Annotated in this window: 24 protein-coding genes; 10 read left to right on the top strand and 14 right to left on the bottom strand. The window is 57.6% G+C overall.

Annotation, left to right across the window (positions count from 1 at the left end):
• Entirely contained in the window at nt 1-267 is a 267-nt protein-coding gene (locus tag DQ393_RS31430) for a hypothetical protein (RefSeq protein ID WP_146759010.1), read from the bottom strand.
• Nucleotides 268-407: 140 nt separating this feature from the next.
• Between DQ393_RS31430 and gcvA the strand changes: the two genes are divergently transcribed.
• The gene (gene gcvA, locus DQ393_RS31425) at nt 408-1,304 is read left to right on the top strand and encodes a transcriptional regulator GcvA (protein WP_112345590.1); all 897 of its coding nucleotides are present in this window, start codon (nt 408-410) and stop codon (nt 1,302-1,304) included.
• 87 nt (nt 1,305-1,391) lie between these two features.
• Here gcvA and DQ393_RS31420 read toward each other — a convergent pair whose 3' ends face one another.
• Nucleotides 1,392-1,724, bottom strand: coding sequence for a hypothetical protein (locus tag DQ393_RS31420; protein WP_245430527.1), 333 nt, complete (start codon nt 1,722-1,724; stop codon nt 1,392-1,394).
• A gap of 91 nt (nt 1,725-1,815) precedes the next feature.
• Here DQ393_RS31420 and DQ393_RS31415 point away from each other — a divergent pair, with 91 nt between their 5' ends.
• Nucleotides 1,816-2,139, top strand: a complete 324-nt coding sequence (locus DQ393_RS31415; protein ID WP_112345588.1) for a DUF1236 domain-containing protein — start codon at nt 1,816-1,818, stop codon at nt 2,137-2,139.
• Between the two features lie 218 nt (nt 2,140-2,357).
• Here DQ393_RS31415 and DQ393_RS31410 read toward each other — a convergent pair whose 3' ends face one another.
• Nucleotides 2,358-2,804 carry a hypothetical protein gene (locus tag DQ393_RS31410; RefSeq protein ID WP_112345904.1) on the bottom strand — a complete coding sequence of 149 codons (447 nt, stop codon included), beginning with the start codon at nt 2,802-2,804 and terminating at the stop codon, nt 2,358-2,360.
• Between the two features lie 642 nt (nt 2,805-3,446).
• Between DQ393_RS31410 and DQ393_RS31405 the strand changes: the two genes are divergently transcribed.
• Both DQ393_RS31405 and DQ393_RS31400 read left to right on the top strand, forming a co-directional pair.
• Entirely contained in the window at nt 3,447-3,638 is a 192-nt protein-coding gene (locus tag DQ393_RS31405) for a hypothetical protein (protein WP_112345587.1), read from the top strand.
• A 113-nt stretch (nt 3,639-3,751) separates the two neighbouring features.
• Nucleotides 3,752-3,985, top strand: coding sequence for a hypothetical protein (locus tag DQ393_RS31400; RefSeq protein WP_112345586.1), 234 nt, complete (start codon nt 3,752-3,754; stop codon nt 3,983-3,985).
• A 239-nt stretch (nt 3,986-4,224) separates the two neighbouring features.
• On the opposite strand, the gene DQ393_RS31395 is transcribed toward DQ393_RS31400, so the two are convergent.
• The 9 genes from DQ393_RS31395 to DQ393_RS31355 form a co-directional block, all read right to left on the bottom strand.
• Complete coding sequence (locus DQ393_RS31395) at nt 4,225-4,470, bottom strand: hypothetical protein (RefSeq protein WP_245430544.1); 246 nt, start codon at nt 4,468-4,470, stop codon at nt 4,225-4,227.
• A gap of 108 nt (nt 4,471-4,578) precedes the next feature.
• Complete coding sequence (locus DQ393_RS31390; RefSeq protein ID WP_112345584.1) at nt 4,579-5,355, bottom strand: TIGR04290 family methyltransferase; 777 nt, start codon at nt 5,353-5,355, stop codon at nt 4,579-4,581.
• A 2-nt stretch (nt 5,356-5,357) separates the two neighbouring features.
• Nucleotides 5,358-6,389 carry a UDP-glucuronic acid decarboxylase family protein gene (locus tag DQ393_RS31385; RefSeq protein WP_112345583.1) on the bottom strand — a complete coding sequence of 344 codons (1,032 nt, stop codon included), beginning with the start codon at nt 6,387-6,389 and terminating at the stop codon, nt 5,358-5,360.
• Nucleotides 6,390-6,409: 20 nt separating this feature from the next.
• Nucleotides 6,410-7,513, bottom strand: coding sequence for a CgeB family protein (locus tag DQ393_RS31380; RefSeq protein WP_112345582.1), 1,104 nt, complete (start codon nt 7,511-7,513; stop codon nt 6,410-6,412).
• Entirely contained in the window at nt 7,510-8,598 is a 1,089-nt protein-coding gene (locus DQ393_RS31375; RefSeq protein WP_112345581.1) for a CgeB family protein, read from the bottom strand. Before DQ393_RS31375 ends, DQ393_RS31380 begins: the two co-directional genes overlap by 4 nt.
• Nucleotides 8,595-9,716, bottom strand: coding sequence for a CgeB family protein (locus DQ393_RS31370; RefSeq protein ID WP_112345580.1), 1,122 nt, complete (start codon nt 9,714-9,716; stop codon nt 8,595-8,597). Before DQ393_RS31370 ends, DQ393_RS31375 begins: the two co-directional genes overlap by 4 nt.
• Complete coding sequence (locus DQ393_RS31365; RefSeq protein ID WP_181592474.1) at nt 9,713-10,789, bottom strand: glycosyltransferase family 4 protein; 1,077 nt, start codon at nt 10,787-10,789, stop codon at nt 9,713-9,715. Before DQ393_RS31365 ends, DQ393_RS31370 begins: the two co-directional genes overlap by 4 nt.
• A gap of 83 nt (nt 10,790-10,872) precedes the next feature.
• Entirely contained in the window at nt 10,873-11,937 is a 1,065-nt protein-coding gene (locus tag DQ393_RS31360) for an NAD-dependent epimerase/dehydratase family protein (RefSeq protein ID WP_432422054.1), read from the bottom strand.
• Complete coding sequence (locus DQ393_RS31355; RefSeq protein ID WP_112345578.1) at nt 11,934-13,043, bottom strand: NAD-dependent epimerase/dehydratase family protein; 1,110 nt, start codon at nt 13,041-13,043, stop codon at nt 11,934-11,936. Before DQ393_RS31355 ends, DQ393_RS31360 begins: the two co-directional genes overlap by 4 nt.
• 260 nt (nt 13,044-13,303) lie before the next feature.
• Here DQ393_RS31355 and DQ393_RS31350 point away from each other — a divergent pair, with 260 nt between their 5' ends.
• From DQ393_RS31350 to DQ393_RS33260, 3 genes are all read left to right on the top strand, one after another.
• Entirely contained in the window at nt 13,304-14,293 is a 990-nt protein-coding gene (locus tag DQ393_RS31350; protein WP_112345577.1) for an MDR/zinc-dependent alcohol dehydrogenase-like family protein, read from the top strand.
• Entirely contained in the window at nt 14,290-15,312 is a 1,023-nt protein-coding gene (locus tag DQ393_RS31345) for a Gfo/Idh/MocA family protein (RefSeq protein WP_112345576.1), read from the top strand. The genes DQ393_RS31350 and DQ393_RS31345 overlap by 4 nt, the downstream gene beginning before the upstream one ends.
• A gap of 104 nt (nt 15,313-15,416) precedes the next feature.
• Nucleotides 15,417-15,719 (top strand): hypothetical protein, encoded by a 303-nt coding sequence (locus tag DQ393_RS33260; protein ID WP_146759009.1) that lies wholly within the window; start codon nt 15,417-15,419, stop codon nt 15,717-15,719.
• On the opposite strand, the gene DQ393_RS31335 is transcribed toward DQ393_RS33260, so the two are convergent.
• The gene (locus DQ393_RS31335) at nt 15,705-17,582 is read right to left on the bottom strand and encodes a hypothetical protein (protein WP_245430525.1); all 1,878 of its coding nucleotides are present in this window, start codon (nt 17,580-17,582) and stop codon (nt 15,705-15,707) included. The genes DQ393_RS33260 and DQ393_RS31335 overlap by 15 nt on opposite strands.
• On the opposite strand from DQ393_RS31335, the gene DQ393_RS31330 reads away from it, so the two are divergent.
• The 3 genes from DQ393_RS31330 to DQ393_RS31320 are packed head-to-tail and all read left to right on the top strand — an operon-like array spanning nt 17,581 to nt 20,237.
• Nucleotides 17,581-18,684, top strand: coding sequence for an inositol-3-phosphate synthase (locus DQ393_RS31330; protein WP_112345574.1), 1,104 nt, complete (start codon nt 17,581-17,583; stop codon nt 18,682-18,684). The two genes, DQ393_RS31335 and DQ393_RS31330, sit on opposite strands and share 2 nt — an antisense overlap.
• The gene (locus DQ393_RS31325) at nt 18,681-19,280 is read left to right on the top strand and encodes a histidine phosphatase family protein (RefSeq protein WP_112345573.1); all 600 of its coding nucleotides are present in this window, start codon (nt 18,681-18,683) and stop codon (nt 19,278-19,280) included. The genes DQ393_RS31330 and DQ393_RS31325 overlap by 4 nt, the downstream gene beginning before the upstream one ends.
• Before the next feature lie 18 nt (nt 19,281-19,298).
• Nucleotides 19,299-20,237 carry a beta-xylosidase gene (locus DQ393_RS31320; protein WP_112345572.1) on the top strand — a complete coding sequence of 313 codons (939 nt, stop codon included), beginning with the start codon at nt 19,299-19,301 and terminating at the stop codon, nt 20,235-20,237.
• 11 nt (nt 20,238-20,248) lie between these two features.
• Here DQ393_RS31320 and DQ393_RS31315 read toward each other — a convergent pair whose 3' ends face one another.
• A complete protein-coding gene (locus DQ393_RS31315; protein ID WP_112345571.1) occupies nt 20,249-21,541 on the bottom strand; it encodes a Coenzyme F420 hydrogenase/dehydrogenase, beta subunit C-terminal domain in 1,293 nt (430 codons plus the stop codon).
• Nucleotides 21,542-21,620: the final 79 nt, after the last annotated feature.

The raw sequence follows: 21,620 nt of genomic DNA, 5'->3' as shown, positions 1-21,620 counted from the left end.
TCACTGACAGTTGCACGCCGACACAGGGCCACCATCGGCCCGGATCAGCGACCCGTCCCAATCTCGCTCAAAGCCGATATCGCGCAGACGATGGGCCGAAAAACGGGTGACGAGGCGCATCGCCCACATATGCTGGACATGGGCAACCAGGCAGGCCGTTCGCCGCGCGATCATGGTGAGCGCGGATTTGATTGCCGCGATGGGCAAGCCGATGGAGGCGGGAGCCGCGCGATCGACCATCTCAGTATATGCATGAATAACACTCACAGTAACCTCCTGTTTGAATTGCATTGGCAACGAACGCCACGCTTAAAAAGCGATGCTGATAGCCAAAGATTGCCCTCCAGGTGGCTGGACGACAACCGAATATTCGTGCAGGATATGTGAGTTTCACTCACAGGTAATCGATGCCGCGCCAGCTTCCACCCTTGACAACTCTTCCGGCTTTTGACGCTGCGGCTCGCCATTTGAGCTTTACGAAAGCAGCCGTGGAGCTGAATGTGACCCATGGGGCGATCAGCCGCGCCATCCGGAACTTGGAGGAAAGGCTCGGTACCCTGCTGTTCGAGCGAGGAACGCGATCCGTCCGGCTGACACCCGCGGGCATCGCTTATGCCGCCGAAATCGGCGCGGCTCTCGATCGAATAGGAATCGCAACCAGCGCCGCTACGGCGCCGAAATCATCAGGCGTGCTCAATGTCAGCACGTCGGACGGGTTTGCCGGAAGATGGCTTGTTCCGCGACTGCATCGGTTTCACCGCGCCAACCGCGACATCGATGTGCGTCTCTCCACCTCGGGAGGGTTCGCGGACTTCCTGAGAGACGGGATCGATATCGCAATCCGCTATGGAGAGGGCGACTATGACGGAGTGGTTTCGGAGATGCTGGCAGAGGAAGATGTCTCTCCTGTCTGCAGTCCGGAGCTGCTTGAAGGCGAGCATCCTCTCTGCTCGCCCGCTGATTTGAGATATCATAGGCTTATTCACGACAACTTCCGCATTGATTGGGCCACCTGGCTCAAGGCCGCTGGATTGGACGATATCAATCCCGATAGTGGCGTCCGATTCGACTCGGCCGCCTATGCGGTCCAAGCCGCCGTCCAGGGCGAAGGGGTATTGCTGGGCAGGAGTGCGCTGGTCTCGAACGATCTCGCAGCCGGGCGCTTGGTGCGCCCCTTCGATCTCGCGCTTAAATCGCGGTGGAATTATTATGTCGTCTATCCTGAAGGCGCCATGCGGCTGAAAAAGGTCAGATCCTTCCGCGACTGGCTATTTAGCGAAATGACGTCGGCCACCGGGCCTTGACGGGGCGTCTGCCATGCCAAGGTGTTGGCCAGCAGCGTTCGTGGATGCCTAACCACATTTAATGCCAATGCGGGCTAGTTTTTCCAATCATTCCGATCCGGATCGGGATGCATCCTCTTGTTGTCTGACTTCTTTCAGCAGTTTTTCCCGCGGATCGTCGGAAAGTTTATTCCTGGTCGCCTTGATCTTCTCGTCGGCGACATCGACAGGCCTTCCGCTGTCATCGGGAAAACCCTCGGCCGTCTGGCCGATCGAGGCATCCTTTGGCCGATCATTCAAACCGGTGGTGAGCTTTTTGTCTGCCATATCGAATCTCCTTTTCCTGAAAACTCCTCGGCCGATGTTTTGTGCCGATGCGTCGATAAGACGTGCAGAAAAATGACAGATGTTTCGATGGCGCGGCCCGATCACCGTGCTCATGCAGCGAAGCGACGCGCAAGTTCACCCATTTGATCAGGAACATTCGCGGTTCACGACAGTTGGGAATTTTTAGAGATCAATGGAGGTCGCTATGAAAAGATTGCTCGCTGTTATGAGTGCGGCACTCTTCGCATCCGGAACGGTTTTTGCTCAAAGCAGTGTGGTTGTAACTCCGGACAGCTCCGACACCAGCGGATCAACCGTGGTTGTTCCCGGAGATGTCACGACATACGTGACAGGACAAGAGGTCCCATCAGTAACTTACGAAGGCGATATCGCAGTTGGTAGCGCGTTGCCGAGTTCCGTCGAGGTATATCCTGTGCCAAGCAATAGTGACTATGCCTACACCATCATCAACAAGAAGAGAGTTATCGTAAATCCTCACACTCATAAGATTATCGAAATCGTCAAATGATCGCTCATGTATGCACCTGTTGATTGCGGCGCCTTTTATCGGCAAAATGCGGTCCGGTAGTCGCAGCTGTCAGTCATAGGTATCACCATGCTCGAAAGCGGCAACGGTTGTGGATATCCCTTGCTCTCTGTTTGAGACGTGATCGCGACGCCTTCGACACGGCGACATCGCTGCGCCGTGTCGGCTTCTCGTCGCTCATAACGTGAAGCGAAGGATTTTTATCTATCGCGAAACATCCCACGCAGCCTGGCAAGAATGCCCGGTCGATCGCCTGCAGCAATCAACGCACGAACGCTATGGGCGGCTACCGAGGCATTAATCGTGGCTCCGAAGTGACAATAACAGACGAGCTTATGCAGCTGATTGTGACTCAGCCCGAAGAATTGCTTGATTTCGCCATAGGTGTCGTCATTGAGCCCGGCTGCCCGCAGGACGGGGTCGGCAAATGCCACCGACAGCGGCGAATCGTCAGCGCGCATGATCGCACGCTCTCTGGCGGGCTGAAATTCCGTTTCATGCAACGTCGAGAGTGCTTGTTGCCCGCGGCGTTCGAGGAGCTCCGCCCACCGCTCAAGGCGGTCGCGGCGCGTCGCAGGCAGCGCGTGCCGATATTCGAGGTTAACGTTGGCGCGGGTCCGAATTTCTTGAAGGGCATGGTGTTTCATCGAAGGCTCCTTTCGGACGATATCCGTCCATTCGCGACATTCCAAGTTTGAGAGGGGTTCCGACGAGATCATTCGATCCGGTTTGTGCCCGAGGTGGACAAGCGTTCTTGAACGGCGGATGCGATGCAGTCTCGGCATTCGCCAGCCACGAATCGACCAATTGCTTTCCGGCACTGGTGAGCTCCTGAAGTTCAGCACGATACATGTCCCCGAAACTTCCGATCTGCATCGCGGTAGTCCCTATCATCCGATCGGATCGGAGATCGGAATCCCAGTGGTTCCTAACCGCAGCGATGACCAAATGTTCCGATCAAATTCCAGATCCCTTCAAAATCGTTCGACCAAACCCGCGCGATCCAACTCGGTGGGACTTTCGTTCAAAGATCTTCACAGCTATCGCCGTGGCCAGTCCTCCGAACCGAACTTATCGTTGATGGCGTTCTCCTCGTCGCAGGTCAAAAAAACGCGCAATCACAGGGGCTTGCACCATCTCGCCCGCGCGATTTTCTCTCACCCGCACGAGCCATCATCTAGATTTTGACGTCCGCAACTGCCGACTGCCTATTTGGGTCGAGTGCGACCTACCAACAGAAGGAACATTTCTCCGCTCCAACGGTTAGAAGGCAGCAGAGGAACATGGTGATGATGCAGAATGACGAAGAAAAGGATCGGGATAGAAATGACCCGATCGTATCTCCGAGCGATAGTCCCTCGCAGAAAAGGAGCAAACGGCGAGCCGGATATTTTATCGTGATCGGGTTTTGCATCATTGCCTTACTGGTTCTCGTCGAATGGTTATTGAATGGCACGATCATGCTCTCGAACGCGCATTGAGCCCGAGGCGCAAGAGAGGCGTTTTAGCATTCACCGCAAGGTGTTTGGCTACAAAAGACGAAACGCGGTGGTGCCGAAATCCGTCAGAAACTCAGAAACAATGAGGTATAGCGATGGTTGGACAAAAAACCCACCAGCAGCAAATACATGTCATCGAAAAGCGGGAAGACACCTCCAATGCGGGAGATGATTTCAATGCCGGCCTGGATTTGAAGAAATCCCCCGAAGAGCGCAGGAGAGAAGCTGAAAGCACGCGACTGCGTTCGAGCCCCGAGATTCAAACTGAAGACCGCGCGATGTTGCGAGGCGTCAATCAAAGAAGCGGACAACACAAGAAACATAAGTAATACGTTCAACGTGCTGTCGGAGTGTGAGGCGCCCACATAATCTAGAAAGCGAACAGCGAACCCAACTGTTCAAACCACATCGGGTAGAAACGGTCCGCGTCATCCAGACAACCATGCATGATGGAATGCTTGATCAGCGTGAGTGCACAGGGTTCCAACCATTATCACGTGTCGTGAAGTTGGTTTATGGCGGAAGATAGAACCCCACACGCGCTTACATGCCGGCCTTGGAACCGGTCTCAGCCGCGATACTTGCCCTCGTTCATTTCACGCGGATCATAATTGAGATCCCAATCTTTCTCTGGTTTTGTTGTGCCGGGAGGCTTTTTGTTGACGGTCGCGTCGTCGGACCCCGTGATGACAGTCGGCTTGGCGCTTGCCACACCGTTATTGCGGCTGCTTTTCAGCAGTCTTCGGGATTGACCCTTTGCATCCTGCGCGGGATCGCCCCTACTCTTTTCACCTGGATTGTTCGACTTAGGCATGGCGGTATTCCCATCATTCATTGCCATATCAGGCCTGCATGTTCATCGTTTTTCCGGTATCTCGATCCTCCGCCAAACAACCCACGTGCTGCAATGTTCCCGGGCACTTTATGATCCTCTTTTGTCATCAGATCGGTCTACGGCGCAAATGCCAGGTGGTTTCTCCGCCATATAATGACGGGCGCTGCATCGCAGCAGATATACTTCCGGCTCTGGATTTTCCAGCATCGTAAAACCTGCGCTACGTAGCATCGCCTCGGTCGCCGCCTTGTTCGGTATGAACCAGTTTGTCGGATCCCCGGCGTAGCGGTTTTCGACGAAGAACAATTTTGGATAATCGGGGCGGTTGAAAATCTCCCGCTCCGCGAAGTCGTAATCGTCTTTCAGCTCCGGTGTTTCGTCCACGCCTCGCTGCATGCATTGAAACAGCATCAGGTCTTTGACGACATGCTCACGAAGCAGATCAAGAGCCAATAGCGGGTGACGCAAATGGTAGAGGACGCCCATGAAAAGGACGAGGTCAAACTTCTCGTGCAATTGCGCGACCTCGTATACGGACATTTGCCTGAAGTCGATATCCACCTCGGCCTGCGTTGCCGCGAAGACGGCTTGCCGCAGATAATGCGGATCCGTATCGATTGCCACCACACGATCCGCATTGCGCCGTTTCATTTCCAGCGAGTAAAACCCGGCATTGCAGCCGATATCGAGAACAGTTCTGCCTGTCAGATCCCGAGGAATGACATCCTTGAAGCGACGCCACTTGAAACTTGGATAGTCCCCGAGAAAATGATCGGGAGCTGTTTCGACACCCTTTATGCGCAGGTTATGAAACCATGGCGCCAGTTCGATAATCCGACGCTGCAACTCCTCTTGGTTTTGCATGGTCACGCTCCGAGTGAAATGCCCGTCGGACGCCGGATCGGCGTAGCCTTGCGGTTTGTCCGTCGGACAAATTGTGGTTCGTGAAGCACTTGGCGAAACCAGGCAATGGTATATTCCAAGCCTTCCGCGAGATGGACCTTCGGTTCCCAGGACAGGAGCTGCTTTGCCCTGAGTATATCAGGCCGTCGACGCTGCGGGTCATCGGTAGGCAACGGCCGGTAAACGATGCTTGAGCTCGTGGGCACCATCTTCAGGATCATTTGCGCAAGCTCGTGAACCATGAACTCCCCGGGATTGCCGAGATTGATGGGCAAGCCGGCGTTTGGCTGCACATTCATCGAGCGGATCAGCCCGTCCACCAGATCGGACACATAGCAGAAGGATCTGGTCTGGTCGCCGTCTCCATAGATTGTCAATGGTTCATGTTGCAGCGCCTGGACGATGAAATTGGAAACGATGCGGCCGTCGTTCGGCTGCATGCGAGGGCCGTATGTATTAAAGATGCGCACCACGCGGGCGTCGACACAGCCCGTGCGCACACTGTCGAAACAAAGCGCCTCTGCTGCGCGCTTCCCTTCGTCGTAACATGCACGCGGCCCGATGCAGTTGACGTGACCCCAATAATCTTCCTGCTGAGGATGCTCTTGCGGATCACCGTAAACCTCGCTCGTGGAGGCCTGCAGGAAAGAGGCAGCATGGTGCTCGGCAAGCTTGAGCAGATTGCCGGTTCCGGCCACGCTGGTCATCATCGTGTGAATAGGGTCAGCCTGATAGAAGGCAGGAGACGCAGGACATGCCAGGTTGTAGATCTGGTGAAGCGGCTCGGCAACCTGCAGCTCCTCGCATATGTCATGCTCGATGAGCGTGAAATCGGGATGATTTTGCAAGGCCTTGATATTATCGGGGGTACTGGTCAGAAAGCTGTCAACGCAAATGACCTTATGGCCTCCGGCGATCAACGCATCGCAAAGGTGAGAGCCGACAAAACCGGCGCCTCCAGCGACGAGAATATTCTTTTTGATTACCTGCCGCATGCAATTTCTCCTCTGGGTTGCTACACGAAAGCACGTCGCCCTGCTCGATTTTCCGGCAGACTCTCTGACAGCATGTTCACCAGTTGCCGGGCGCGAACACGGCCGGTGTGCTCGCCATGAACGATGCGATGCGCGAGATTGGCTATTCCGCGCCTCGCTTCCTCTGAAACGCCGGTCAGCGCACCGACCACGTCTGCGGTGTCATGCGCGATCAAGATGGAGCGATCCTGCGGGAAAAGCTCATCGAGGCCGCGCCAGAAATCGCTAATGATCGGCGTGCCGCAGGCAGCAGCCTCGAAAAGACGCACGCTGGGCGACCAACCCGCCTCGATCATATCGGATCGCGTGATGTTGAGCGTGAATCTTTGCCGGCTGTAGAAGGACGGATGATCGGTGGGCGCAAGATGTTCGATGCGGGTTACATTCTCGGGCCAGTCGATATCAGTGGGAAATTGCGACCCGGCGACGACAAACCGCAAATGCGGCAACTGCCGTGCCGGCTCTATCAAGAGCATCTGCAGTTTCTCCTGCCGGTCGGGACTGTAGGTGCCAAGATAGCCGAGATCCCAATAGGGCGTTTCGCCTGTATTCCTGTAACGCCGCTCGTCCACAGAGCAATAGAGAGCTTCGGCACGCGAGACGCCGAACTCTGTCATCAGCCGGTCGAGGACGCCTCCTCCCGAAAAAGACAGATAGATATCGAACAGCGCCATCTGACGTCCGGCAATGTATTCCTGGTCGCCCTGTCCGAGTTTTGCAAGCGTGACGGGCGTGTCGATGTCGTAAAAGCACAGGAGCGAAGGATCTAAGGCGGCAACAGTATCGATCACTGCTACTCCATCCGGCACATAGGAGCCGATGATGACGGCATCAGCGGCGGTCAATCGCTGACTGAAACGATTTTTGAGCTCATCGATCCCGTCATAGTAAGAAAGTTCGCAGAACTCCGGATCGAGAAGATCCCGTTGGGCAGCATACCAGGGGACGTCCCGCTCCAGGAAAAGAACATTGTGGCCCTCGGCATGGAGACCTCTGATCAAGGAGCGGTACGTCGTGGCGTGACCATTGCCCCAGGAAGAGGACAAGGTGAGGCCGAGAACGACGATGTCGAGGGCACGGCTCATTCGGCAGCCTCCTTGCTTGCGAAACGAGACCGCAAGAGTTGATCGACTTCGACGGCTCGATGCCGGTAAGTGTGCTCGCCAAGCACCTTCGCAAGCGCCCTCCGGCCGACCGCTGCCGCATGCTCCGCCGTCAGACCGGACAGGATTTCGCGCACGTCCTGACCGTCGCGCGCGACGAACACCTCCTCGTTCGACGTCAGAAAATGGTCAATTCCTTCCCAATAATCTGTAATCAGGCAGGCACCGGCGCCCGCTGCTTCGAACACCCGCGTGGCAGGTGAAAAGCCGTTGTCGGCCATGCTCTCGCGCGAGATGTTGAGCACTGCTCTCGGCGTCACGTTGAAGGCATTGTGATCGCGGGTGGGCACGTGCCCGATATAGCGGACATTGCCCGGCATCGGCTTGTCGTCCCAGCCCGCGCCACCCAGGAGGAAGCGGTGCGTGGGCATGGCTGCGGCCGGTTCGAGAAAAAAACTTTCGACGCGGCGCTCTCGATCAGGCAGACGGTTGCCAAGAAAGCCTAGGGCGGCCTCGAAACGATGATCGGCGATGACGGGATGATGGGTCTGCGGATCGAGCGCATTGTAGATGGGAATGCATGCGGTCGCCCCCAGCAGAAGGTATTGTTTTACGACGGGTTCCCCGCCGCCATAGGTCAAAACGAGATCAAGGCTCCCAAGGGCTTGGCGAAGCGGATGTTCCGCGGAGGTCCGCATTTCGGCAAGGGTCGCCGGCGCGTCCACATCCCAGAAAATTTTCAGCGCTTCCGGGCGCGCAGCCGTCATGACCTCCCGCAAAAGCAGATCGTCCTCGAAGCCGACGCCGCTCGTCTTGATGACAACATCGGCAAGGGCCGCCTCGACCGCAACCTTCCTCAGGGCGGCGATCGTCCCATCATAGACGACGACCTCGCACCACTCGGGCGGGTCGATATCCCGGTGCTCTTGGCGCTGATAGACATCCGGCTCGTAGAAAGTGATGCGGTAACCCCTCGCCGCCAATGCTTTCAGCAAGCCGCGATAATAGGTCGCCGCACCGTTCCAATAAGCCGAAAGGAGGCTCGAGCCGTAGAACGCGATCTTCATTCCGCAACCTCCTGCCGACCCGTTGCATTGCCCTGATCCAGAATTTTCAGAAGTTCATCCACGCGATGGCTGCAGGTATGCCGCGTGCGAATGCGCTCCAGGCCAGATGCAATCAGCGCATCGGCGAGCGCCTGGTCCGAAAGGACATCACGAACGAGGCGGGTCATTTCGTCGCCAGTTCTGGCGATGAGAAAATCCTCGCCAGGCCGGAAAAGCTCCTCGCAATCGTCCCATGGCGCGGATATCAGCGGAATCCCGCAGGCGAGCGCCTCGAAGACACGTATCGTCGGAATGCCCGGCAGGGATTCAACATAGGGACGGCGGGGAATATGCACAGTCACCCGGTTTTCGGCAAATGCCCGCGGCACGTCGGCATTGGCGATCCAGCCGCCGTAGTTGATGCCGGCTTTGCGCAAAGCCTCGAGCGCTGCCGGAGGATAGCGCACACCTCGCACGCTAGTCGTCAGTGCGTCTTTCCCGATGCGGCTGGCAGGGTCGATCAGAAAGCGGCCGATCTCGGCACTGCGTTCATCATCGCCCCAATTACCGATCCATATGAGATCGCCGGTCTTTTCTACCTCGGGTATCGGCCTGAACAACGCCGCGTCGGCCGCCTCGTGCCAGGTAAAGACATTGGTCCCCCACCCTGCCTTGAGATAACGCTGACGCAGCGTCTCGCCGAAGGCGAGAATGAGGTCATAATCCTCAAGATCAAGCCCTGCGATTTCACTCCGTGCGGAGACGGCACGATGATGGGTGTCATGAAAGATGAGTGTGAAGCGCCCGCCGATGCGCCTGGCTCTGCCGAGCCGCTTGACGAGCGCGGGATCTGTCCACTCGTGAACGACAACGACGTCTGCGTCGCTGATCGCTTCCTCATGGTCGAAGGCGCTGTCGTAGGATAGCGACGTCAGCTGCGGGAATGTGCGACGGAAAGTTTCCAGCGCCTGCGGCCCCTGATCCATGAGGAGATTACGGCGGCTCCAGGAATCGGAAGGCTCAATAGCGATGGCACTATGTCCGCGCTTCAGGAGCTCGCGCATGATCCCGCGCAGGAAATGCGCATTGCCATGGTTCCAATCCGACACCAGAGAATGCGTGTAGAATACAAATTTCATGGATGCATCGCCTCCCTCTCATCGGCATGCTGCATGGCGCTTGCATAAACGCTCAGCAGCGACCGGCATTGATGGTCGAGCGAGTAGCCCCGCGATCGATTTTGTGCCGATCGAGCCTTCGTTTTCCGCAATTGCTCGTCGTGCGACAGCAGATCGATCGCATTGGCGAAGCCGGCGGGATCGTGCGGATCCACAAAAAGTGCGGCCTCGTCCCAAAGTTCGCGATAGGTCGCGATATCCGCCAAAACGAGAGCAGCTCCCGAACGGGCTCCCTCAAGCGCGGCAAGCCCGAAGGGTTCGTAGAGAGAGGGCGAGACGACGATACCGGCCTCAGCCATCAGAGCGGCAATGTCTTGATGAGGCATCTCCCCTAGCTGGGCGGCATGCTCGACGAAAAAATGCTGACCGGACGGCCCGTCGACAGGCCCTGCCATCAGTATTTTTGATCGAGAGAGACCTGCGGCCTGATCCAATACTGCACCATTCTTGCCATCATCCCACCATCGGCCAACCGCCAGGGCAAAATTCCCCTTCGGAGTTGACCGCGCGGGGAGTTCGCTTGAGTTATGGACGACCTTCAAATGGGAAATCGGCCCATAGCACGTTCGAAGCGCATGCGCGTGGCTATGGCTCGGCGCAACGACGATATCGGCGCGATCGAAGCCGCGCCGGTTGCGCGAGAATTGCCATCTCCATGGATCGGGAACGCCGATGCCACGTACGGATTGGAACCAGGTCACGACGCACGAATGCGAAACAACGACAACGGGCAGATCGACATCGAGACCGGCGGCTTGCGAGGGAAGATTGAGATGAAGCAAATCTGGAGAATGCCGGTCGATAAGCCGCCTGAGAAGGTCGGGAATGATATCGAGCTCATCTTCGTTTGCCGCCATCCAATCCAGCGGCGCATCCAGCCATGTCATCGGTCCGAGCGCAAGGGCTTCCCGCTGCTGTTCGGATGAAGGCGACGGCCCCAACCCGGCAAACACCGTGGTGACGCCGAATTGCTGTAATCCCCTGGCGAGATCCATGGCATATCTCCACACGCCGCCGACAGCGTCTATGGTCATCAGAACGGTGTGTGGCCTGGCAGGGTCGAACTGATAGCCTTGCGCATGCGCCAAATTGCTTTGATTGACACTCATTGCCCCAGTCATGCCGAGGCCCTCCGTGCCCGAGCAAAGCCGTTTAGGCGGTTGCTCGCAATCCAATCGCAAAGTTCGCGCACACCGTCGCGCCAGGCTATTTCAGGCGCCCAACCGATGGCTTTTCTCAATGCGCTGGTGTTCGTGACAAAGTACAGTTGATCGCCCACGCGCCAGTCGGAGTGCATGGTCGCAATCGGCCTGCCGATGACCCTTTCGATCTCCCTGAGCACGATTCGAATGCTCACGGCGTTGTCAGGCCCTCCCCCCAGATTGAAGGCCTTGCCCTTGGCTTCGTCGATTGAATTCAGCAGACCCCGATAGGCGCGAACAGCATCATTGACATGCAAAATGTCTCGTACTTGCCGACCGTCACCGTAGATCGAAATCGCTTCGCCGTTTAACGCGCGGATCAGGAAATGAGCGACCCAGCCTTGATCTTCGGTGCCAAACTGCCGCGGGCCATAGATGCAGCTCATACGCAAAACGGCGGTGAGCGAACCGAAAGACTTGGCATAGTCGAGGACATATTGATCCGCGACCCCCTTGGAGCAGCCATATGGCGTGCAGAAATTCAGGCCGCGATCCTCATCGAACCCGTTCTCGCGCAGCAATTCATCGGCGGGTATATAGCGATCTTCCAATCCCGCCATCGCGATGTCGTGGATATCGCCATAGACCTTGTTCGTACTGGCAAAAATGACCGGCGCCCTGTTGCCTGCCTTGCGCACCGCTTCAAGCACGTTGAGTGTTCCGCGAGCGTTTGTCTCGAAATCATGAACGGGATAGTCGAGGCTTGTCGTCACCGCCGTTTGAGCCGCAAGATGAAAGACAGCGCGTGCGCCCATGAAATATGGAGCGATCGCATCGAAGTCCCGGATATCGATTATCGCGGGTTGAACGCGATCACCGTGATTGCTTTTCAGCCAGCGAAGATTCTCCTCGACGCCGGGGCGACTGAGATTGTCGAGGACGATCACCTCCTCACCATCTCTGAGATAGCTGTCGGCAAGATTGCTTCCAATGAAACCGCTGCCGCCAACGATAATGATGGGACCTTCAGGTAATCTCATGACATGAGACCTCTTTCCTTGAGATGCCTGGTCATCTCCGCGTTCCTGTCGACGGCCCCTGTCATAAGAACCCATTCCGCAAAGGACTCGAGCGATCCGTCGAGATGGTAATGCGGCTCGAAGCCGAGCAATTCTCTGGCCTTTGAAATATCGGCGAAGCAATGGCGGATATCGCCGCTGCGCGACTGGCCGGTGATCTCAGGCGACAAGTCCGCGGCTCCCATCGCGGCGGCAAGCAGCATTGCGACCTGCGCTATGGTATAGGCCTGGCCACTGCCGATATTGATGACATGCCCTGCCGCCGGTCTCCGTTCCAGAGCGAGACGAAATGCGCGTGCGACATCGCGCACATGCACGAAGTCTCGGCGCTGCCTGCCATCCTCGAAAATCATCGGCGGCTGGCCATTGGCAAGGCGCGAGGCGAAATTCGCAAGCACGCCCGTATAGGGATTAGAAAGTGCCTGACCGGCACCAAAGACGTTGAATAGGCGTAGTGCCACTGCCTCGATGCCATAGGCGCGACCAAAGATGAGTGTCTGGCGCTCCTGTGCATATTTTGTCAGCGCGTAGATCGAGACCAGATCGACGGGTTTTTCCTCATCCGTCGGCGCAGGCAGGAGCGGCTCTCCATCGGGGCCAAGGGGATCCCACAGACCTTCCGTGAGACGATTGCCATCGCGCCTTATATAGCCGAGGCGATGTCCCACCGGCGAGACATACATGCCCTCGCCATACACGCTCATCGAGGATGCGACGACTATTCGCTTGATCGGAAGGCCGATCATGGCTTCCAGGAGAGTCGCCGTGCCGAGATCGTTGGCAGAGACATAACGAGCAATCTCATACATGGATTGGCCGACACCGACCTCGGCTGCCAGATGGATAACAGCATCAACCCCCTTCAGTGCTTCACGAACCGCTCCCTTGTCACGCACGTCGGCACGAATGACATCCGTTGTATCGACTGCTTGCTGAGTTCCCGAGAGGCCATGCACCTGATCGATCAAGGCATCGAGAATGCGAACCTGATATCCATTTTCAACCAGTTCTTCAGTGACATGCCGACCAATAAAACCGCATCCACCGGTAACGAGAACATGTGACATTGGGCACCCGAGACTATTGAGTTGAGAGGCTTTTGACCGCCACCCAACCGGGATCCCCAAGGAATGTTCCTCACGCTATGACATCATTATCATTGTAGACTTCTTCAATGATGCGTTCCGTTTTGCGCTCCAGGTGTCATCCTTGTACCTGCAGCAAGCATCTTCATCATCTTCTGGAACAAGCCATGCGCATGCCAGTTAGGCGCGCGTCGTCCATCCAATTCGAAGGCGGGATGATGGTAATTGCCAGGAGAGGATCAATGAACGCGATCACATCGGTGCGGACAGATGCCATGAGAGCGGCCGTGGTGACGGGCGCTGGGCAGCTGCGGGTGGAAACCATGGCATTGCCGGAGCCTGCTGCCGGTCAGCTGCGAGTAAAACTGGAAGGCTGCGGTGTATGCGCCTCGAACCTGGTGCCATGGTCAGGCCCGGAATGGATGCGATTTCCAACTGAACCTGGCGGGTTGGGGCACGAAGGCTGGGGAACGATCGATGCGATCGGAGATGATGTCACCGGTTTTGCCGTCGGTGATCGCGTTGCGACGTTAGGGCAGCATGCTTATGCCACCCATGATCTCGCCGACCACAGCAGCGTCGTCCGGCTGCCTGCCTGGCTCGACGATCGCCCTTTTCCGGGAGAGCCGTTGGGTTGCGCCCTGAATATTTTCAAGCGGTGCGAGGTCCAGCCTGGACAGTCCGTTGCCATTGTCGGAATCGGTTTTCTCGGCGCTTTGCTGACCCAGCTGTGCGTGGCTGCCGGCGCCCATGTCATTGCGATTTCTCGAAGAGCGTTTTCCCTGGAGATCGCCAAGCGCGCGGGAGCGTCCGAAACAATCGCAATGAAAGACCATTGGCAGATCATCGAGCAGGTGAGGCAATCGACACAGGGGCAATTCTGTGATCGCGTGATCGAGGCGGTCGGCAAACAATGGCCACTTGATCTCGCGGCCGAATTGACGCGCGAGCGTGGACGCCTCGTCATTGCAGGTTACCATCAAGATGGGCAGAGACAGGTCAACATGCAGCTGTGGAACTGGCGGGGACTTGATGTCGTCAACGCACACGAACGGGATCCTGCCGTTTATCTTCAAGGCATTCGCGATGCGATCGCGGCGATCGAAGCCGGTCAGCTCGATCCATGGCCTTTCCTGACCCACCGTTTTCCCCTGGAGCGGCTTGATGACGCGTTGAACATGACCAGGGACCGTCCCGACGGCTTTCTCAAGGCCCTGGTGGTATACTCATGAACAATCTCGGCGAATACGCTCACCGGAACGTAGCTCAAGGCCTCCGCCTTGGTTTTCTCGGCGTCGGCCGGATTGGCCGGCACCGGATGAAGGCCATTCTTGACACGGGCTTGGTCGGCTCGACGCTCATCTGCGATCCATCGGCGGAAATGGCGAAAGCCGCCGCAGACCTGGCTGAGCAAGCCACGATCGTTCCGAGTTTCGATGATCTGCTGAGCGAGCGCCTCGACGGAATCGTCATCGCAACGCCGAGCGCCTTGCATGCGGAGCAAGCCATGACAGCCTTGGAGCAAGGCATTGCAGTCTTTTGCCAGAAGCCGCTAGGGCGGACCCGAAATGAGGTCGAGCAAGCAATTGCAGCCGCGCGGAAGGCGGACCGATTGCTGCAGGTTGATCTTTCCTATCGGCACACCAGAGCGATGCGCCGTGTCCGCGATCTTGTTCGCGGCGGCGAGCTCGGCAAGATCTTCGCGGTCGATATGATCTTTCACAATGCCTATGGGCCGGACAAGCCCTGGTTCTATGACAGGCGAATGTCGGGCGGGGGCTGCGTCATGGATCTCGGAATCCATCTGGCTGACCTGGCGCTGTGGACGCTTGACTTTCCGGCTGTCACTTCGGTCCAAAGCTGTCTTATGCGAAGGGGTGTTCCAATTCAGCCCGACAGCGCCGATGTGGAGGATTTCGCTCTCGCAACCGTGACGCTATCGGATGGCGCAGCCCTCCGGTTAGCCTGTTCATGGGGCCTCAACGCTGGTGTGGACGCTGTCATCAGCGCAAACTTCCATGGAACGGCCGGAGGGGCGGCCATGCGGAACGTCAACGGTTCTTTCTATGATTTCGTCGCCGAAGGATATAGGGGAACACGCACCGATATTCTCATCGAACCGCCGGATGAATGGGGCGGCCGAGCCGCGGCCGCATGGGCGACACGCTTGGCCGGCGATAATAGCTACGATCCACTTTGCGAACGCCTTGTCGATTCCGCCGCAATCATCGACGCAATCTATGGCGGCTGAGAACGGCGGCTCAAGCGAATGGTGATTTTGTGAAAGCAACGGGAACCCGCGACCCTCACGCGGGTTTGATGCGATCTCAATGCATCAACTGATGGATCGCTGCGATGCAATCCGGTGAAAGCCGCAGTCCAGGCCAATTTACAGAAAACTCGGATATTCTTTCCGAAACCGCGCTTCCGCGATGGGTCGTTCGGTCATTGGCTGATAATGGGATCACGCGCGCAAAAGAGGCCGCCGAGATGACGGATGACCAATTGCTGATGTTGAAGGGTGTCGGCATCCAATCGGTCAGGCTCATCAGGACAGCCCTGGCCTGCTCTCCTGACATCACCGCTTCCATCCCTGATGCCCCCACATCGGCGCCCGCACCGTCAGCGCCAAAAGATGACGGCTCACTCGGCCAATAAGCCCAGCACACGGCCCTCGTAGCGCATCACGGCGCTCCTCAGTCGTGCTTGCTCCGAAGCATCATGGCTTTGAGCCGCCAAGGACCAAAGGCCGATCTGAAAACCCAGATAGCATGCTTCGAATACCTTGAGCACATCATCGCGCGGTTCCCGATCCGTTTCCACCGCGACGATCTCAACCAACCGGCATCGCTGCGCTTTCGACAGGTCAAATTCCACGGATGCACCGGCAATATCCCAAGCCACGTCCTGGCATCCGATGAGGTCGTGAGAGGCATTGTGATCGAGCGCGTCGGTCTTAATCAGCCGGCCGTCTTGCCGCCTTATCCATTCCCATCGATGGAGCCGATTGTCAGTATCCACCCGCCGCAGATGTTTCACCAGATGATGTGGCCGGCCAATCAACTGTTGGATTTGATGCGCAACTTCGCCTCCCAGGGCCTCCTCGATATTGACTGTAGCCATATGACATAGATCCAGAAGCGATGCGCCTCCGTGCGTGGCGGGAAGGTGACGTGCCCGGAACCCGAGATACAGGCCGATCTGCTCGACCATCTCCGTTTTCGGCGCCGGATCGATCTCCATTGCGCAGCCCTCGATCCAAGGCTCGACAATGAAGCCGTGGCAGGTCCCCAGCACCGGCGGCGTGAAGCCGGCTTCGCTCAAGATCTTGCCTCTCGCCTGCTTGGTCGCCATCTCACAAAGCCCGGCAAACTTCACCAGATGGTGCGTACCGCTGTCCGACAGCAGAAATTTCAGCTTCTCTTGCTGCCGGTAGCTCGGGGGCCAATATTGCGGGTCCTCGTAGCGCAGTCCTCGCCACTGTCCTCCCGATAGATCCCGCCAGGAGCCCTCGCTCACACCCAGGAGCTCGCAAGCCCAGGACTTCAGGTTGCGTTCACGCTCCGGCGTATCCAGGATCAGTTCATGAACGTCGACGACGTGCGGCCGCCGCTGCTTCCACCTGCGCAGATGCGCCTTGCTGACCTGTCTGCCCGGCTCGCCCTTGTGGCTTGGAAAGAAATGAATGCGCTCGGCCGGTACGCCATTGGTCTCGAGCCAATCCGCTATGCACCCAAAGGAACTGCCCGATAATCCGGGGCCTTCGTCGACAATGGCGAAATCTGTATGGAGACGATCAAGAATGCGCCTCTGCAGCAATTTTCCTGGCAGCACCTGTCGGCGGAAAGGATCGCCCGTCGGCCTCAGGGAATAGGCAGGACCCGATCCGAGCGCCGCCGCGACGACAGCGGCCAAGCTGACGCCAATGCTCCTCACGCCGATGACGACGGCCTTGGATGACAGACCCGAACGCAAGGCCGCTTCCAGAAAGCTCTCGGGATAGAGCGCATAATGTGCATAGCCCTCCGGCTGCTTTATCCGGATGGGTTCATCAAGCCTTAGAGGCTCCAGCAGTGCTTTCCAATCGGTCGAAGGCAGCAAGGATCCGGCGAAATTTGTCCGCCAGGATCGCACCAGCATACGGGCCTGAAAAAGCAAGAGCTCAGAACCCGCGACTTGAGCATCAGAGATTTCATCGTAGCCCCTCTGGCGAAATTCGCGATCGGCGAGCCCCTGAACGAGCTCGCCTGTCATAATGAAAGTCTGCACCAGGAGTTCATGCCGACGGCGATCCGGCTCCATGTTGAAACAGGCCGCCATGTCGTCCGAGACCCTACAGCAAATCGATGCGGCCCGTTCAACACGCTCGATATCTCCATAGACCAGCATCGTCGGCGCCTCATGAATCGAAACATATCGAACGCGCGAGATCGGGTTGCGATCCATCGAATGATTTTTTTCGGGAACAGATGCCCCCTGTCTTTGTTTGAGGATGGCTTTGTAGATGCTGGAGAAAGACATGCCTTCCCATTCCATTCGAGTAGCTATCGTCGGTGTCGGCAATTGCGCGTCCTCGCTTGTGCAGGGACTGACATACTATAGGGATGCCGAAAGCAACGAGCCCATCCCCGGCCTCATGCATGCAGACCTCGGGGGATACCATGTTCGTGATGTGGAAATTTCGGCGGCGTTCGATATCGCCGCCTCCAAAGTTGGGAAGGATGTCGCCGAGGCCATCTACGCCGAACCCAACAATACCAAGCGCTTCGCCGATGTGGCGATGATGGGTGTTACGGTACATCGCGGCAGGACGCTCGACGGCCTGGGCCGCTACCTGAAGGACGAAATTCCGCAATCGGAGGAGCCGGTTGCCGATGTTGCCGAAATTTTGCGTCGAACGCAGACCGAGGTGCTTGTTTCCTACCTGCCCGTCGGGTCTGAGGAAGCGACACAATGGTACGCCGAACAGGCGCTCGCCGCGGGGTGCGCCTTCGTCAACTGCATTCCCGCCTTCATCGCTTCGAAGCCTGAATGGCAGCGTCGCTTTGCCGAGCGCCGCCTGCCCCTCATCGGAGACGATATCAAGAGCCAGGTGGGCGCGACCATCGTCCATCGCATGCTCGTCAACCTCTTCTGTGAGCGCGGTGTAAGGGTCGATCGCACGTATCAGCTGAACTTCGGAGGCAATACGGACTTCCTCAACATGCTGGAACGCGAGCGTCTTGAATCGAAGAAGATCTCCAAGACGCAATCGGTGACGAGCCAGCTCGATGTTCCGCTTGCTCCAACGAACATTCACGTCGGACCAAGCGATCACGTTCCGTGGCTCGAAGACCGCAAATGGGCCTATATCAGACTGGAGGGTACGACTTTCGGCGGCGTGCCCCTCAATGCGGAATTGAAGCTGGAAGTATGGGATTCCCCCAATTCCGCCGGCGTTGTCATCGACGCGATCCGCTGTGCCAAACTGGCCCTTGATCGCGGCATAGGTGGGCCGCTGGTCGGCCCCTCGAGCTACTTCATGAAATCGCCACCGCGTCAGTTCACCGATCAGGAGGCTCGCCGGCGTACACAGGCTTTCATCGAGGACCAGGAGGATGCGCTGCCCGGAGCGGCGGAATGACGACGACCTTCTTCCTGGTTCGTCACGCAGCCCACGACAATCTCGGCAACTTCCTTGCAGGTCGCACACCGGGGATTGCTCTCGGGGAGGCAGGGCTGTCACAGGCAAAACGTCTGGGCCAGCAGATGATGTGCAAACATCTGGATGCGATTTACAGCAGCCCGCGCGAGCGAGCCCGGCAGACGGCCGATGCAATAGCCTCCGCATGCGGGCTGGATGCCCCACAGATCGAAGAAGCACTGGACGAAGTCAATTTCGGCGATTGGACCGGCAAGACCTTTTCGACGCTCGATCAAGACGCCCGATGGCGCCGCTGGAACGCGATGCGCAGCCTTGTCCGTGCGCCGAACGGCGAAACCATGCTCGATGTGCAGACCCGAGTTTGGGATTTGATTGAAGACCTCTCCAGCAAGGCCGAGGGCAAGAGGCTGGCGCTCGTATCCCATAGCGACGTCATCAAAGCGGCGGCCAGCTACATTCTCGGCCTGCCGGTCGACGCCTGGTCGAGGTTCGATGTGGAACCGGCATCCGTCACTCACATGGTCGTCGGAGATTGGGGAGCGAAGATCATCACGCTCAATGAAATGCATCCATGATTATCGCGGGAGACCAGCATGATCAAAGCAGCTATGATTTGGAACGAGCCGAACAACAAGTCGCACTGGGATCCGGAGATAGATCCGGATTGGAGCCGGTTTGCCGAAATGGCGATACTGGCCGCCGACGCAATCGCGCTTGCGAACCCCGATCTGATCAAGGTGCTCGGCGGCATTTCTCCGATCGATCCTGGTTTCATGAGCCGAATGAAGGATTACGGTGTATTGGACCATCTCGATGCCGTCGCGGTCCACGGCTTTCCGCTGGACTGGAATTTGTGGCAAATCGACGAATGGCCGCAAAGAATTGCCGACATCGCCAATGTCACCGATCTCCCGGTCTGGGTCAGCGAGGTCGGCGTATCCAGCTTCGGAGCCGAAGACGTGCAGCTTTGGGGATTGAACCGCACCATAGACCTGCTCAAGGGAAAGGTACCGCAATTCCAATGGTACAGCCTCTTCGATCTCCCCAGATCATGGGAAGCGACCACGCGCCATAAGGAAGCGGAAGGTTCCTCCTATTACCGACACTACTATATGGGCATTCTGCGTGAAGACGGCACGCCGAAGCTGGCCCTCGACGCCTTTGCTCGGCACACCCCCCATCTCGGCCTTGTTCAGTGGTTTCACTTCGAAGATCCACGGCTTGACGAAGCCGTCGCGTGGATGAAGCGGCTCGGCGTGCGGTCGGTCAGGACAGGTCTTTCCTGGGCGGATCGTTTCCGTCCCAATGCGCTGGATTGGTTCGACCGGCAAATGCGCAGCCTCGAGGAATTCGATGTCACGGTCACCTTCTGCTTCACGCCGGAGCATCGTGGCATTGCCCCTCATCATACAAGCGCGCCGCTGGTCCCTGAGGAATTTGCCGAATTCTGCCGTGAAATGGTCGAGCGCTATGCCCCGCATCACGTCGACGAGCGGCTCGATAGACTGCCTTCGACTATCACGGCCTTCTGACCATCAGTTCCTCATGGCTTCCTGTCCGGACAAAAGCGATCGAGCAACCGGCCCAATGGTCCGCGCGAATAGGCCAGCGCATGGTAGCAGCTCAGCATGAGGCGAGCCCAGTTCAGATAGAGGCCCGGCATATGCATCCGGCGGGCGAGCCAAAAAACACGATGGCTCCAGAAGCTGATGCCAAAGCGCATCCCATAGATCATCTTGCGCCTGGCACCCAACCGATGTCGCGCCGCCGAGACGCGCTTGCGGGGACGCATACCAAATCGCGGCAAACTCAGGCGGAAGGCCAAGCCTTCCCGTCTTTGCCGAAAACCGGCGGCCTGGGTGCTGACAACGAAGGCTTCGTCAACGGGCGAGAGGCAAATGCGTCCGGATTCCATTCCCCCGCGAATGAGCCCGAGAAGCGCTTTCGAACGCACGATCACGACATTGGTTCCTCGCCCATCTGAGGAATAGGGTTCCTGCCAGGCGTCACCGAAGGCAATATCCGCCGTCTCCGCAACCACGTCGTCGCAATAGTTGCAGGCGGAATTCTGGAAAAAGCCGGCGCCCCAGTCGCCGTCTGCGAGGTTCCACCAGTCCTTGGCGCGAACCTCGCCATTTTGCAGGGCTAAACTGGCGCGATACCAGTTGGCCGGCCGGTCCGGGGACTTTGACCTGTAATCGATCCGCTCGACATCTTGAATGCGCTGACCCATCTGCCAGGCAAAACTCTCGGTCATGCGCGCGCTCTTCATATGGCCGCAAAAAAGCCCGAGCGTGAAAACGATGCGCTCGTTCAGGATCGGATCAAGGCTGCTCGACAATCTCAATGCTTTTATGAAACAGGGAACTCCGACCACTGCATAACGGCCCGGAATCCTCTTGATCTGCTCCAGCACCTGCGACATCTCGACCGGATAATAACGCGATTTGGCGCCTGCGCTTAGCCCATGCGGATCGCGTGATAGCGCGTAGCGAAACATGCGGCCATCGCTTGCGGGGCCGCTGCTTTCGACAACATGCGCCACAGCGTCGACAAGGCCGCAACGAAGGAGTTCCGTTGCAACCCAGGTCACCATACCTCCCGAACTGCCGCCGGCGCGAAAGGCGCCCTCCGTGACATGGCCGGCGAATGTTGCTTCGAGCCGCCCGAGATGAGGATCGGTCTTCGCTGCATCTGGAAAAAGCCCTTTCGCAAGACCGTCCTCGTTTTCGCTAACGGGCGAGAATGGGCATAGATGTGCAAAATCCGTCGTTCGATCCCGCATCCAGCTGTCGCTCGCATGCGGCTTCCACTGACCGAAACGATCGAAATCCATGTGGACGTCATCTTCATCCGAACGCGCTACGCAAGCACCGCATCCGATACAGAGACCGGACCGAATAACATCGGCCGGG

This window comes from Martinezella tropici (genome assembly GCF_003287875.1).
Classification (GTDB): Bacteria; Pseudomonadota; Alphaproteobacteria; order Rhizobiales; family Rhizobiaceae; genus Rhizobium; species Rhizobium tropici_C.
Note: the sequence above shows the minus strand (reverse complement) of the source record. Positions and strands in the feature narration are given on the sequence as shown.